At 70.1% G+C, this 13052-nt stretch carries 13 protein-coding genes; 10 read left to right on the top strand and 3 right to left on the bottom strand.

Features of this window, described 5'->3' with window-relative positions; genetic code table 11:
* Window positions 1-36: 36 nt before the first annotated feature.
* Window positions 37-1092, bottom strand: coding sequence for an ABC transporter ATP-binding protein (locus ACLQ3F_RS14320; protein WP_425849306.1), 1056 nt, complete (start codon window positions 1090-1092; stop codon window positions 37-39).
* A gap of 600 nt (window positions 1093-1692) precedes the next feature.
* Between ACLQ3F_RS14320 and ACLQ3F_RS14315 the strand changes: the two genes are divergently transcribed.
* From ACLQ3F_RS14315 to ACLQ3F_RS14290, 6 genes are all read left to right on the top strand, one after another.
* Window positions 1693-2244 (top strand): Uma2 family endonuclease, encoded by a 552-nt coding sequence (locus ACLQ3F_RS14315; RefSeq protein WP_425849178.1) that lies wholly within the window; start codon window positions 1693-1695, stop codon window positions 2242-2244.
* Window positions 2245-2276: 32 nt separating this feature from the next.
* Complete coding sequence (locus ACLQ3F_RS14310; RefSeq protein WP_425849176.1) at window positions 2277-3713, top strand: TldD/PmbA family protein; 1437 nt, start codon at window positions 2277-2279, stop codon at window positions 3711-3713.
* 120 nt (window positions 3714-3833) lie between these two features.
* On the top strand, window positions 3834-5240 hold the full coding sequence (locus tag ACLQ3F_RS14305) for a TldD/PmbA family protein (RefSeq protein WP_425849174.1): 1407 nt from the start codon (window positions 3834-3836) through the stop codon (window positions 5238-5240).
* Between the two features lie 265 nt (window positions 5241-5505).
* Window positions 5506-6312, top strand: a complete 807-nt coding sequence (locus ACLQ3F_RS14300; RefSeq protein WP_124859396.1) for a hypothetical protein — start codon at window positions 5506-5508, stop codon at window positions 6310-6312.
* A 12-nt stretch (window positions 6313-6324) separates the two neighbouring features.
* Window positions 6325-8253: a fumarate reductase/succinate dehydrogenase flavoprotein subunit gene (locus tag ACLQ3F_RS14295; RefSeq protein ID WP_357207963.1), complete on the top strand. Its 1929-nt coding sequence runs from the start codon at window positions 6325-6327 to the stop codon at window positions 8251-8253.
* Window positions 8250-9314 carry a succinate dehydrogenase/fumarate reductase iron-sulfur subunit gene (locus ACLQ3F_RS14290; RefSeq protein ID WP_425849170.1) on the top strand — a complete coding sequence of 355 codons (1065 nt, stop codon included), beginning with the start codon at window positions 8250-8252 and terminating at the stop codon, window positions 9312-9314. The genes ACLQ3F_RS14295 and ACLQ3F_RS14290 overlap by 4 nt, the downstream gene beginning before the upstream one ends.
* Before the next feature lie 139 nt (window positions 9315-9453).
* Here the strand turns inward: ACLQ3F_RS14290 and ACLQ3F_RS14285 are convergent, their stop codons facing one another.
* Window positions 9454-9900, bottom strand: a complete 447-nt coding sequence (locus ACLQ3F_RS14285) for a (deoxy)nucleoside triphosphate pyrophosphohydrolase (protein WP_355010145.1) — start codon at window positions 9898-9900, stop codon at window positions 9454-9456.
* Window positions 9901-10083: 183 nt separating this feature from the next.
* Here ACLQ3F_RS14285 and ACLQ3F_RS14280 point away from each other — a divergent pair, with 183 nt between their 5' ends.
* Complete coding sequence (locus tag ACLQ3F_RS14280; RefSeq protein WP_112604995.1) at window positions 10084-10392, top strand: 4a-hydroxytetrahydrobiopterin dehydratase; 309 nt, start codon at window positions 10084-10086, stop codon at window positions 10390-10392.
* Here ACLQ3F_RS14280 and ACLQ3F_RS14275 read toward each other — a convergent pair.
* Complete coding sequence (locus ACLQ3F_RS14275) at window positions 10379-10828, bottom strand: VOC family protein (protein ID WP_355010146.1); 450 nt, start codon at window positions 10826-10828, stop codon at window positions 10379-10381. The genes ACLQ3F_RS14280 and ACLQ3F_RS14275 overlap by 14 nt on opposite strands.
* Window positions 10829-10942: 114 nt before the next feature.
* On the opposite strand from ACLQ3F_RS14275, the gene ACLQ3F_RS14270 reads away from it, so the two are divergent.
* From ACLQ3F_RS14270 to ACLQ3F_RS14260, 3 genes are read left to right on the top strand one after another with little or no spacing between them, the layout of a single operon-like run.
* Entirely contained in the window at window positions 10943-11827 is an 885-nt protein-coding gene (locus ACLQ3F_RS14270; RefSeq protein WP_425849165.1) for a LysR family transcriptional regulator, read from the top strand.
* Window positions 11824-12579 carry a class I SAM-dependent methyltransferase gene (locus tag ACLQ3F_RS14265; protein ID WP_425849162.1) on the top strand — a complete coding sequence of 252 codons (756 nt, stop codon included), beginning with the start codon at window positions 11824-11826 and terminating at the stop codon, window positions 12577-12579. Before ACLQ3F_RS14270 ends, ACLQ3F_RS14265 begins: the two co-directional genes overlap by 4 nt.
* Before the next feature lie 10 nt (window positions 12580-12589).
* Complete coding sequence (locus ACLQ3F_RS14260) at window positions 12590-12952, top strand: PH domain-containing protein (protein ID WP_030337500.1); 363 nt, start codon at window positions 12590-12592, stop codon at window positions 12950-12952.
* The last annotated feature ends 100 nt before the right edge of the window (window positions 12953-13052 follow it).

The raw sequence follows: 13052 nt of genomic DNA, 5'->3' as shown, positions 1-13052 counted from the left end.
GGACTGCGGTACTCCGCTGCGCTACGTTCCTCGCCCTCACACAGCCACCCCCACTCGTGCGATGTCCTCGGCGTAGAACGCGGCGCGCTCCTCCGCGCTCAGGTGACAGGCGACCAGGTGGCCATCGGCCCCGGCTGGGCGCAGCTCGGGCACCTCGGTGCGGGAGCGGCTGCCGGCGCGGTCCGCGTACCGGCAGCGTGGGTGGAACGCGCAGCCCGACGGCAGGTTGATCAGGCTGGGCGGGTTGCCGGGGATGGGCACCAGGTCCGCGTCCGCGTCGCCGTGCAGCGACGGCACGCTGGAGAGCAACCCCCAGGTGTACGGATGCTGCGGCGCACGGAGCACCTGCTCGACGCTGCCCCGCTCGACGGCCCGCCCGCCGTACATGACCAGCACGTCGTCGGCGACCTGGCCGACCACACCGAGGTCGTGGGTGATCAGGATGATCGCGGAGTGGAACTCGGCCTGGAGGTCGGCGAGCAGGTCCAGGATCTGCGCCTGCACTGTGACGTCCAACGCGGTGGTCGGCTCGTCGGCGATCAGCAGCGCCGGGTCGTTGACCAGGGACATCGCGATCATCGCCCGCTGGCGCATGCCGCCGGAGAACTCGTGGGCGTACTGGTCGAAGCGACGCGCCGGCTGCGGGATGCCGACCCGGTCCAGCATGTCGACAGCACGCTGGCGGGCCTCGCGCCGGTTGACCTTCGGGTGGTGCACCCGGTACGCCTCGGCGATCTGCCGGCCCACCGTGTAGTACGGGTGCAGAGCCGACAGGGGATCCTGGAAGATCATCGCCATGTCCCGGCCGCGCAGCCGGCGTACCTCCTCGTCGGCGAGGCCGACCACCTGCCGGCCACCCACGGAGATCTCCCCCGTGATGGTGGTCCGTTTCGGGTCGTGCAGGCCGAGGATCGCCAGCGAGGTGACGCTCTTGCCGGAGCCGGACTCACCCACGATGCCGAGGGTGCGGCCCCGCTCGACGGCGAACGACACCCCGTCGACAGCGCGCACCACGCCGTCCTCGGTGTCGAACCGGACCCGAAGATCACGCACCCGCAGGTAGGCGTCCTGGTCGGAGCGCTGCGCCGGCACGGCGGGACGGTCGTCCGGGTCCCCGGACGGCGAGGGTTCCGAGCTGTCCACGGCCACCTCCCTCAGTGACGAAGAGAACTTACAGCAAAGTCCCGAGGGTGAAAATAAGCTACAAAGTCGGCACGTGTCAGCGGGCCCGAGCGTAACGAGTCGGCATCGGCCCCGCACCCCCGTCACCTCGCCATCCACACCCGTTCATCTCGCGCCCCGCGCCCCGCGCCCCGCGCCCCGCGCCAAGATCTACGCAACTTCCCCGATGTTGCTGCCTCCGACACGCGAGGAGGCAGCAACATCTCCGATACTGCGCGGATCTTGACGACGAACCACCGCCCCGGAGAGCAGGAGCAGGGTTTGGTGCACCCATCGCCGCCAAGGTCACGCTCGAACCAGGATTCAGTGGCATCGCCGACGCGCGGACACCGCTACAACCAGGATGTTGCGCGATCTTGCCTCCGCGGAGCGCCGGGAACGCCTACATCTGCACAGAGCGCGATCTTTGGCGACTCAACCTTGACGGTTACCCCTTCTGACCGGGCATTCCATCCCGTGCTCGCACGTCAGGTGCGACCTGGGCGATCCGGAATGAGCTGCACTGGGCTGGTGAATCCCGCCAGCATTCTTGGCCAGGCGCTGCCATGGACCGAGTCGGACTACCTCGCCCTCGGTGAGACAGCCCAGCGGATCGAACTCCTCGACGGCAGCCTGCTCATCGGACCACCGCCGTCCGTCCGACACCAGGTGATCGTCCATGGTCTGACGGCCGCGTTGGAACCCGGCTGCGCGGCGACGAATCGCACTCTGCTCCCGGTGATCAACCTACGACTGAACGGCACGCGGATCCTCAATCCCGACCTTGTGGTGACGGCAGAGCTGGATCTCACGGCCGACTGCGTGCCGGCGGACCCGGTCCTGCTGGTCGGGGAGGTCACCGCACCACACACCGCCACCATCGACCGGGTGCTGAAGCCGCACCTGTACGCCACAGCCGGGATCGAGTGGTATCTGCTCGTTGAGCAAGAAAGCCTGAGCGTGAACCTCTACCAGCTACAGGGGGCCCACTACGTAGAGCGGTCGGCCACCAGGACCGGAGAGGTGTTGGAGCTGACTGAGCCGGTGAAGGCCACCATCCGGCCGGAGGAACTGCTCCCCTGACGGGTGTCGGTCCGCTGGCCTAGGGTCGGTCCATGACCGAGTTCGACGCGGCCGCCGCCGCCGTCCAGGCCGCCCTCGACGCGGGCGCCCGGTACGCCGACGCCCGGGTGATGCACCGCCGCTACGAGTCGATGACCGCGCGCAACGGTGACGTGGAGGAACTGACCCAGGACGAGAGCATCGGGCTCGGGGTCAGAGCGCTGGTCGGGGCCAGTTGGGGCTTCCACGCCGTACCCGATCTGTCGGACGCCGCCGCCCGCGACGCCGGCCGGCGCGCGACGCGGACCGCCATGGCGAGCGCGCGGGTCCCGGGCCCTGCGGTCGACCTGGTACCGGTCCAGGCTGTCACCGCGAGCTGGGCCTCCGGCTGCCAGATCGACCCGCTCGGGGTGCCGCTGTCCGACAAGGGCGATCTGCTGGTCGACGCGACCCGCACGATGGCCGAGCACGGCGCGGACCTGGCCGAGGGCCTCTACCAGATCTGGGACACCGCGAAGTGGTTCGTCTCCAGCGAGGGCCACCGGATCGACCAGCGCATCCGCGAGTGCGGCGGCGGCATCTCGGCCACCTCGATCGGCGACGGCGAGACGCAGCGCCGCTCCTGGCCGAGCTACCGCGGCCAGTACGGCACCACCGGGTGGGAGCTGGTCGAGTCGCTGGACCTGGCCGCGCACGCCGCGCAGATCGCCGAGGAGTCCCGGGCGCTGCTCACCGCGCCGGCCTGCCCGGCCGGCGAGACAGACCTGATCCTCGGCGGCGAGCAGTTGGCCCTGCAGATCCACGAGTCGGTCGGGCACGCCATCGAACTGGACCGGATCCTCGGCTGGGAGGCGGCCTTCGCCGGCACGTCCTGGCTGGACCTGGCCCAGCTCGGCTCGCTGCGTTACGGCTCGGAGCTGATGAACATCACCATCGACCCGACGATCCCGGGTGCGCTGGGCAGCTTCGGTTTCGACGACGAGGGCTCCCCGGCGGTCAAACGGGACGCGGTCCGGGACGGTCGCTGGGTGGGTGTGCTCGCCGGCCGGGACTCCGCAGCCATGGCGAGCCTCGACTACGGCGGCAGCGTACGGGCCGACGGGTGGGCCCGGCTGCCGATGGTGCGGATGACCAACGTCGGCCTGGAACCCGGCCCGCACACGCTGGAGGAGATCATCGCGGCCACCGACGACGGCGTGTTGATGGACCTCAACCGGTCCTGGTCGATCGACGACAAGCGGCTCAACTTCCAGTTCGGCTGCGAGGTCGGCTGGGAGATCAAGAAGGGGCGGCGGGGGCGGATGCTGCGCAACCCCACGTACACCGGGATCGGCCCCCTGTTCTGGCGCTCGATGGACATGCTCTCCAGCGAGACGGTCTCCTGGGGCACGCCCAACTGCGGTAAGGGCCAGCCCGGCCAGATCGGGCACACCGGCCACCCGGCCGCGCCGGCCCGGTTCCGCAACGTCCGCGTGGGGGTTTCAGCGTGAGCGCGAGGAGTGAGCCGGGTTTGCGAGCCCCGCAGTCGCGAACGAAAGGTGGCTCAGCGTGAGCGCGAGGAGTGAGCCGGGTTTGCGAGCCCCGCAGTCGCGAACGAAAGGTGGCTCGGCATGAGTGGGCAGACGGAGTTGGAGCTGGCGGGGCAGGTGGTGGAGCTGGTTCGGCGTCTTGGCGGGCCGGCCGCGCAGGCCGAGGCGGTGGTGACGCGGGCGGACCTGGCGCTGACCCGGTTCGCCAACTCGGGCATCCACCAGAACGTCTCCGAGTCCACCGTCGGGGTCCGGCTGCGGGTGCACGTCGACGGTCGGACGGCTGCCGGTGGCGGCAGCGTGGTCACCGCCGACGGGCTGTCCGGTCTGGTGGAGCGCACCCTGGCCGCGGCGCGGCTCTGCCCGCCCGACCCGGGTTGGCCGGGGCTGACCCCGCCCACGCCCACGCCGGACGCCCCGCCCGTCGACGAGGCCACCGCGCACGCTGAGCCGGATCAACGGGCCGATCGGGTGCGGGCGTTCGTGGCCGCCGCCGGTGGCCTCAGCACCGCCGGTTACTGCCGCACCGCGCACCGCTCGTCGGCGTTCGCCAACTCGGCCGGGCACTCGGCGTACGGCCGCTCGGTGGAGGCGGCGATGGACGGCATCGCCCGCCTCGACGGCGCCGACGGGGTGGCCCGGCGCAGCGCCGACCGGCTGTCCGACCTCGACGGCGCCGAGTTGGGCGCGCAGGCGGCCGCGAAGGTGCGGGCGGCGGCCGACCCGGTCGAGCTGCCGCCGGGGCACTACGAGGTGGTGTTCGAGCCGGCTGCGGTGGCGGACCTCCTGCAGAACCTGTCGTTCTTCGGCTTCAACGGCAAGCGGTACGCCGAGCGGCAGTCGTTCGCCGAGCCGGGCGCAGCCCAGTTCGACAGGGCGGTGACAGTGGTGGACGAACCGCTGGGCGGGTCCGGGTTGCCGTTCGACGCGGAGGGCACCGGCCGACGGGCGCTGACGCTCGTCGAGGCGGGCACCACCCGGGCGGTGGCGCACGATCGCCGGACCGCCGCCGAGGCGGGCGCGGAGTCCACCGGGCACGCGGTCGCGGGGGGTGCCACCTGGGGCCCGATGCCCCGCAACCTGCGGTTGACCGGCGCGGTGGCGGGTCCGGCCAGTGCGGTGGGCCGGAGCACCACCGGCGCGGCGGCCGGGGCGGTCGTCGACGCGGACACCGCCGCGTTGGTGGCCGGCGTACGCCGAGGGCTGCTGGTCACCGATCTCTGGTACACCCGGGTGCTCGACCCGAAGAGCCTCGTCGTCACCGGCTTGACCCGCAACGGCGTCTGGCTGATCGAGGACGGCACTGTCGTCCGGGCGGTCCGTGACCTGCGGTTCACCGAGTCGTACCCGCGGGCGCTCGGGCCGGGGGCGGTGCTCGGGCTCGGCGCGCGGGCGGTGCGCCAACCGGACCGGGTGGACGGTGCCTGGTGGGCGGCGCCGTCGCTGCGGCTGGCGTCGTGGCACTTCACCGGAGGAGCATCCGGCTGACGCTGTCGGCCACGCTCGCTGATGGTCGACGACGCGCGCCAAACCGGCGCGTCGAGGGCTTTTCCGCAGGCCAGACACACGGGACACTCCCTTGCGCGGACGGCTCGCGGAGATCGGCGTAACGTGTGTCACTTAGCTGCGTCGGTCGATCCGGCGTGGTCGTTGGTGTGCGCATGACGTGGCAGCGGGTGCGGGTTCGCCGGTCCGCGTGCCGACCGGAGAGAGACCAGCCCGCCCGTACGGGCCCGTCGAGGAGACGACTCGAATGACTTCAACGGCAACGAGGCCGAAGGGGGCGCGGGCGCGCGCCGCCATCGCGGCGAAGACGTTGCGTACCGACCGATGGTGGTTCGCCCCGCTGATCACCGTGATCGGGCTCAGCGCCTGGGTCGCGTACGCGACGGTCCGGGTCTTCATGCACAAGTGGTACTGGGTGGACCAGTTCCACTACCTGACCCCGTTCTACTCCCCGTGCGTGACCGACCGGTGTGTCGAGGAAGCCTCGCACTTCGGCCGGTTCCTGCCCGGCTGGTGGATCATCCCGGACGCCGCGCTGACCCTGCCGTTCCTGCTGCTGTTCCGGCTCACCTGCTACTACTACCGCAAGGCGTACTACCGGTCGTTCTGGCTGTCGCCGCCGGCCTGCGCGGTCCCGGACGGGCACAAGGAGTACGGCGGTGAGACCCGTTTCCCGCTGCTCGGGCAGAACCTGCACCGCTACTTCTTCTACGCCGCCGCGATCATCTCGCTGATCAACACCTGGGACGCGATTCTCGCCTTCCACTCGCCGAAGGGCTTCGGCTTCGGGCTGGGCAACATCATCCTGCTGCTCAACGTGGTGATGCTCTGGGCGTACACGATCTCCTGCCACTCCTGCCGGCACATCATCGGCGGCCGGCTCAAGCACTTCTCCAAGCACCCGGTGCGGTACAAGGCCTGGACCTTCGTCTCGGCGTTGAACGTCCGGCACATGCAGCTCGCCTGGATCACCCTCGGCACCCTGGCGCTGGCCGACTTCTACATCATGGCGCTCGCTGCCGGCTGGTTCTCCGACCTGCGGTTCATCAACTAAAGGGCCCCTGACATGACCACAACCACTCGCATCGAACGACACCACTACGACGTCGTCGTCATCGGGGCCGGCGGCGCCGGTCTGCGCGCGGCGATCGAGGCCCGGCTGGCCGGCAAGAAGACCGCGATCATCTCCAAGTCGCTGTTCGGCAAGGCGCACACGGTGATGGCCGAGGGCGGCGCCGCCGCCGCGATGGGCAATGTGAACAGCCGGGACAACTGGCAGGTGCACTTCCGCGACACCATGCGCGGTGGCAAGTTCCTCAACAACTTCCGGATGGCCGAGCTGCACGCGAAGGAGTCGCCGCAGCGGATCTGGGAGCTGGAGACGTACGGTGCGCTCTTCGACCGCACCAAGGACGGCAAGATCTCCCAGCGCAACTTCGGTGGCCACGAGTACCCGCGCCTGGCGCACGTTGGTGACCGGACCGGGCTGGAGCTGATCCGCACCCTCCAGCAGAAGATCGTCTCGCTTCAGCAGGAGGACCAGCGGGAGTTCGGCTCGTACGACGCCCGGATCAGGGTGTTCTCCGAGACGACCATCACCGAGCTGCTGCTCGACGGTGACCGGGTGGCCGGCGCGTTCGGCTACTACCGCGAGTCGGGCGAGTTCATCCTCTTCGAGGCGCCGGCGGTCGTGCTGGCCACCGGCGGCGTCGGGCGCTCCTACAAGGTCACCTCGAACTCCTGGGAGTACACCGGGGACGGGCACGCGTTGGCGCTGCGCGCCGGGGCGACGCTGATCAACATGGAGTTCCTCCAGTTCCACCCGACCGGCATGGTCTGGCCGCCCTCGGTGAAGGGCATCCTGGTCACCGAGTCGGTGCGCGGTGACGGCGGCGTTCTGAAGAACTCCGACGGCAAGCGGTTCATGTTCGACTACGTCCCCGACGTCTTCCGCAAGCAGTACGCGGAGACCGAGGAGGAGGCGGACCGCTGGTACACCGACCCGGACAACAACCGACGCCCGCCGGAGCTGCTGCCGCGCGACGAGGTGGCCCGGGCAATCAACAGCGAGGTCAAGGCCGGCCGGGGTTCCCCCGCCGGTGGCGTCTTCCTGGACATCGCGAGCCGACGTTCCGCCGACGAGATCCGCCGCCGGCTGCCGTCGATGTACCACCAGTTCAAGGAGCTGGCCGACGTCGACATCACGGCCGAGCCGATGGAGGTCGGCCCGACCTGCCACTACGTGATGGGCGGCGTCGAGGTCGATCCGGATTCGGGTGCGGCCTTCGGCCACGTACGCGGGCTGTTCGCCGCCGGTGAGGTCTCCGGTGGCATGCACGGCTCCAACCGCCTCGGTGGTAACTCCCTGTCCGACCTGCTGGTCTTCGGCAAGCGGGCGGGCGGGCACGCGGCCAGCTACGCCGACGGGCTGACCGCCCGACCGAAGGTGGCCGTGAACGAGGTCGAGGCGGCCGTGGAGACCGCCCTCGCGCCGCTGCAACGGGACACCGGCGAGAACCCGTACACCCTTCAGCAGGACCTCCAGGCGGTGATGGGGGATCTGGTGGGCATCATCCGCCGGGAGGGTGAGCTGGCCGACGCGCTGGTCCGGCTCGCCGAGCTGCGTGAGCGGGTGGCCAAGGTGAGCGCGGCCGGCGGCCGACGCTACAACCCGGGCTGGCACCTGGCCCTGGACCTGCGCAACATGCTGGTGGTTTCGGAGTGCACCGCGAAGGCGGCGCTGGAGCGGCAGGAGTCGCGCGGCGGGCACACCCGCGAGGACTATCCGACGATGGAGCCGAAGTGGCGGCAGGTCAACCTGGTCTGCGCGCTGGACGGCGACACCGTGCAGCTGACCCGCAAGCCGCTGCCGAAGATGCGGTCGGAGCTGATCGGCCTCTTCGACCGGGCCGAGCTGGCCAAGTACCTCACCGACGAGGAGCTCGCCGACTTCGACGCCCTCGTTGACGACGCTGGAGAGGCGGACAACCGATGAGCGGGAAGCGTCAGTTCCGGATCTGGCGGGGCGACGAGAGCGGCGGCGACCTCCAGGACTACATGGTGGAGGTGAACGAGGGCGAGGTCGTCCTCGACGTCATCCACCGTTTGCAGGCCACCGATGCGCCCGACCTGGCCTGCCGGTGGAACTGCAAGGCCGGCAAGTGCGGCTCCTGCTCGATGGAGATCAACGGCAAGCCGCGGCTGGGTTGTATGACGCGGATGTCGACCTTCGGCGACGACGAGACCGTCACTGTCACCCCGCTGCGCACCTTCCCGGTCATCCGGGACCTGGTCACCGACGTCTCGTTCAACTACGAGAAGGCACGGGAGACCCCGGCGTTCGCCCCTCCGACGGACGTGGCGCCGGGCGACTACCGGATGCAGCAGGTCGATGTGGAGCGCTCGCAGGAGTTCCGCAAGTGCATCGAGTGCTTCCTGTGCCAGACGGTCTGCCACGTGATCCGCGATCACGAGGAGAACAAGCAGGCGTTCTCCGGTCCGCGGTACTTCATCCGGGCGGCCGAGCTGGACATGCACCCGCTGGACGCCCGGACCGACCGCAAGGAGTACGCGCAGGCCGAACAGGGCCTCGGCTTCTGCAACATCACCAAGTGCTGCACCGAGGTCTGCCCCGAGCACATCAAGATCACCGACAACGGGATCATCCCCATGAAGGAACGGGTCGTCGACCGCAGGTACGATCCCCTTGTGTGGCTTGGTAGCAAGATCTTCCGTCGGGGCGAGACGCCCCAGACCAGCGTGACCACCGCCCGTCAGGGCTCGGCGACGCCGGGCTCCGCCCGGAGTGGGGTGCACTCGCACGCGGGTGGCTCCCACGACTCGGGGGCTGAGGCGCAGGCACAGAGCGGCGTCAACTGGCACCGGGAGGTGCCCCACCCGACCGCTCCGGCGGTCGACGACCGGGGCAAGCTGCCGCTGACCGAGCTCACCTTCGACCGGGCCGCCGCGCCGTCGCCGTTCGGCGACGACGTGACCTTCCCGTTGCCTCCGGAGCACCTCAACTTCGCTCACCCGGAGCAGGACAACAAGCACTGACCACCTGAACAACAACGGGGGCCGTGGCAGCTGCCACGGCCCCCGTCCCACTTCCCAACCCCAGCCCCCAACCCCCGGCCCCCGTTGATCATGAAGTTATTGCCCTCCTGCGCGGCGTGTCATGGCAATAACTTCATGATCAACGAGGGTTGCGCAGGAGGAGGGGGCGGAGGGCGGCCACGATGGGGGCGTCGGCGGGGAGCCAGGTGACCGAGTCCAGTTCGTCGGCCGTGAGCCAGCGGAGCGCCTCGTGTTCCAGCGCCTGTGGCTGGTCGCCGCCGAGCAGGCGGGCCGCGTACACCTTGAGCACCGAGCGGCCGTGCGCCATCCGTACGTTGCGGCCGACCCGGGCGCCGATCTCGACGCGTACGGCCAACTCCTCGGCGCACTCCCGGATCAACGCGTCGGTCTCGGCCTCCCCCGGCTCGACCTTTCCGCCCGGAAACTCCCACATGCCCGCTACTTCGGGTGGGGCGGAACGCGCACAGGCGAGCACCCGCCCATCCCGGATGATCGCCGCACCGACGATCACCTTCAGGTCCCGTCGTTCGGCCTGCCCGCCATCATTCGCCCGTTCGGTCCGCACGGGCGTCCAGGGTGCCAGATCAATCGGCGGTTTGGGTACCGTAGCCGTCCGCTAGGCCAGCAAGACACGGAAGTGTGGGCGTGGACACCCCCTCCGAGCAGCGGGAGACTAGGGGGCACCGACAAGACACGGGATGGCGACGATTTGGCCACAAGCCGGCAACGGCGCTTGGGGGGTGCGGTGATGCGCGTGCTGTTCAACAGCAGGGCCAAGCACGACTACCTTTCCGACGCGTTGACCTTGCTATCTGGTTGGACGCGCGAGGGCGAGCAGATCCGACGGACGCTCGTGATCGACGATACCCAACACGCCGCACTAACTGAACGGGTCAAGGTCGTCGCGGATGCGCTGCATCTGCGGCCAGAGATCAGCCGCCGGGCCGACAGCACCCAGATCCGGGTCGGGCACGGCAGCGGCGAGCCGCTGACCGAGGGCGAGGTGCTGTTGGCCGCCCGCATCGAGGACGCCTACCGGGCGGTCACCGAGGCCTGACGACCGTCTCCGCATCCGACCCGGCGTCCTGGGGGTACCAGCGCAGCTCCACCGAGTTGCCGTCCGGGTCCCGTACGTAGATCGAGGTCGCCGAACCGCGGGCGCCGAACCGGCTGACCGGCCCGGTCAGCACCGTGAAGACCCCCGACTCGATCACCTGCGCCCATTCCAGTGGAGCCACCACGAGGCAGAAGTGGTCGACGTTCGCGCCCTGCGGCTCACCGCGGACGAGGTCGATGATGCTGTCGGGGCTGATCCGCACCGACGGGAACGGGACGGTGCCCGCACGCCACTCGTCGACCCGTACCGGTGCCAGCCCGAGGCGGTCGCAGTAGAAGCTCAGGGAGCGTTCCACGTCGGCGACGGTCAGCACCAGGTGGTCGAAACCGGTTACCCGCACCGCGCTCACGCCGGCCAGGTAGTCGTCAATGCTCATGTCGGAGCCTTTCGCTCGGTCTTCCCTGCCGCGTTCACGATCCCCGGACGAGGTGCGCCGACCAAGACCTGATGCCGCTACGATCGTTGCCCACAGGTCAACGATGGGATTGGTGTGCTGGAGCGGTACGAGGTCGAGACGTTCCTGACCCTCTCGGACGAACTGCACTTCGGCCGGACCGCCGAGCGTTTGACCCTCAGCACCGGCCGGGTGAGCCACATCGTGAAGAAGCTGGAGCGCCAGATCGGCGCACCGCTGTTCGCCCGCACCAGTCGGGTCGTCCGGCTCACCCCGATCGGCCGACAGCTCGCCGACGAGTTGGCCCCGCTGGTGGCAGGCATGGACGAGGCCGTCCGCCGCGCGACCGACGCCGCCCGGGGCGTGACCGGGACGCTGCGGGTGGCGTTCCTCGGCGAGTGGACCGCGCCGGTGTTGCTCCGGGCGGTGGCCCTGTTCGGTGAACGGCACCCCGACTGTCGGGTGGAGGTGCACGAGGCGCAGTTGTCGACCACCCGGTCCGGGCTGCTCGACGGCTCGACCGACGTGTTGATCGCCTCGTACCCGTTCGACGGCATGGCCACCGGCCCGGTGCTGCTCTGCGAGGACCGCGTGCTCGCGGTGGCGGCGGGTCACCCGCTCACCCGGGAACGGTCGGTGTCGTTGGAGGTGCTCGCCGACCACCCCGTGGTGCAGTACCCGACAGTGACCTCGGTGGAATTCAAGCGGGACCGCACCCCGGAGCGCACCCCGTCCGGCCGGACGGTGCCGAGGGGGCCCGCCGGGAACACCTTCTCCGAGATGCTGTCCCTGGTCGCGCTGGGCCGGGGAGTCCTGCCGGTGGGCGAACACACGCGGCGCTACTACCCGCGCCCCGACGTGGCGTACGTGCCCATCCACGACGCGCCACCGATCGAACGAGGGCCGGTCTGGCTGCCCAGCAACACCACCACCCGGGTACGCGAGTTCGTCCGCGCCGCAACCGACGCGAACCCCCGGTGAGGCACGCCGAGTTCCGCCACCACCGGCTGGTCCAGGTGTACGACGCGGAGTGCCGGTGGGGGCCGGACGACGACTTCTTCCAGGCGGTGGTCGACGAGACCCCGGCCGCCCGGGTGCTCGACCTCGGCTGCGGCACCGGCCGGCTGACCGTTGCCCTCGCCATTGCCGGCCACACCGTCACCGGGGTGGACCCGGCCGGCGCGTCCCTGGCCGCCGCCCGCGCCAGACCGGGTGGCGATCAGGTGACCTGGATCGAGGGCACCTCGGCGCTACTGCCGGAGCGGGCGTTCGACGTGGCGGTGCTGACCAGCCACGTCGCGCAGTTCCTCGTGGACGATGCGGAGTGGGCGCGTACCCTCGCCGACCTGGCCCGGGCGCTCGTGCCCGGCGGCCGGCTGGTGTTCGACGCCCGCGACCCGGCGGACCGTCGCTGGGAGCGGTGGAACCCGGTGGATTCGCACCGGGTGGTCACGCTGCCCGACGGCGGCGAGGTCCGCGCGTGGACCACTGTCACCGGGGTACGCGGCGGAGTGGTCGACTTCACGCACCACTACCACTTCGATGACGGGGAAGAACTGCTCAGCTCGGCGAGCCTGCGCTTCCGCACCGAGGCCGAGCTGCGCACCTCGCTGACCAGGGCGGGCTTTGTCGTGGACCGTGTTCACGGGGGCTGGCACGGCGAGCCCGTCGGCCTCGGTGACGGCGAGTTCGTGGTCGTCGCCCGGGTGGGCGCGTTGGCGCCGGTTTCCTAACCTGGGGCACATGGCGAACATCGCGTACGACCGCAAAGAGCAGGTCCAGCAGATCGAGAGTGGCCTCCTCGAAGGCGAGCAGATCATCGCCGTCTACGACGCCGTCGGCACCGGTACCGGGTTCATCGGGCTGACCGACCGGCGCGTGATCATCCAGGACCGCTCGTTCGTCGGCAAGCGGTTCGCGATCACGAGCATCCCGTACTCGAAGATCACCAGCGTGAGCGTGGTCAGCAACAAGTCGTGGGGTGGTTCGTTCTTCTCCACCGGCGCCATCGCCATCCACGTCGGCACGCACACCTACGAGGTGGAGTTCCGTGGCGCGCAGAAGAGCCACCACGTGCACAACGTGATCCTGCACCACATCTCCTGACCGCACGTCCCGTCGTGGGGGCGGCGGGGGGAATTTACAGGACCGGCCCCCCCCGGGGCGGGGGGGCTCGGGGGAGAGAAAACCCCACGGAGGAACCCCC

Origin of the sequence: Micromonospora sp. DT15 (assembly GCF_049841475.1) — a bacterium.
Taxonomy (GTDB): domain Bacteria; phylum Actinomycetota; class Actinomycetes; order Mycobacteriales; family Micromonosporaceae; genus Micromonospora.
Note: the sequence above shows the minus strand (reverse complement) of the source record. Positions and strands in the feature narration are given on the sequence as shown.

What these genes read in the sequence shown, in the direction of transcription:
- ACLQ3F_RS14310 (WP_425849176.1), top strand. Translation starts at nt 2,277, where the DNA reads ATGACCGAGTTCGACGCGGCCGCCGCCGCCGTCCAGGCCGCCCTCGAC.
- ACLQ3F_RS14305 (WP_425849174.1), top strand. Translation starts at nt 3,834, where the DNA reads ATGAGTGGGCAGACGGAGTTGGAGCTGGCGGGGCAGGTGGTGGAGCTG.
- ACLQ3F_RS14300 (WP_124859396.1), top strand. Translation starts at nt 5,506, where the DNA reads ATGACTTCAACGGCAACGAGGCCGAAGGGGGCGCGGGCGCGCGCCGCC.
- ACLQ3F_RS14295 (WP_357207963.1), top strand. Translation starts at nt 6,325, where the DNA reads ATGACCACAACCACTCGCATCGAACGACACCACTACGACGTCGTCGTC.
- ACLQ3F_RS14290 (WP_425849170.1), top strand. Translation starts at nt 8,250, where the DNA reads ATGAGCGGGAAGCGTCAGTTCCGGATCTGGCGGGGCGACGAGAGCGGC.
- ACLQ3F_RS14280 (WP_112604995.1), top strand. Translation starts at nt 10,084, where the DNA reads ATGCGCGTGCTGTTCAACAGCAGGGCCAAGCACGACTACCTTTCCGAC.
- ACLQ3F_RS14275 (WP_355010146.1), bottom strand. Translation starts at nt 10,828, where the DNA reads ATGAGCATTGACGACTACCTGGCCGGCGTGAGCGCGGTGCGGGTAACC.
- ACLQ3F_RS14260 (WP_030337500.1), top strand. Translation starts at nt 12,590, where the DNA reads ATGGCGAACATCGCGTACGACCGCAAAGAGCAGGTCCAGCAGATCGAG.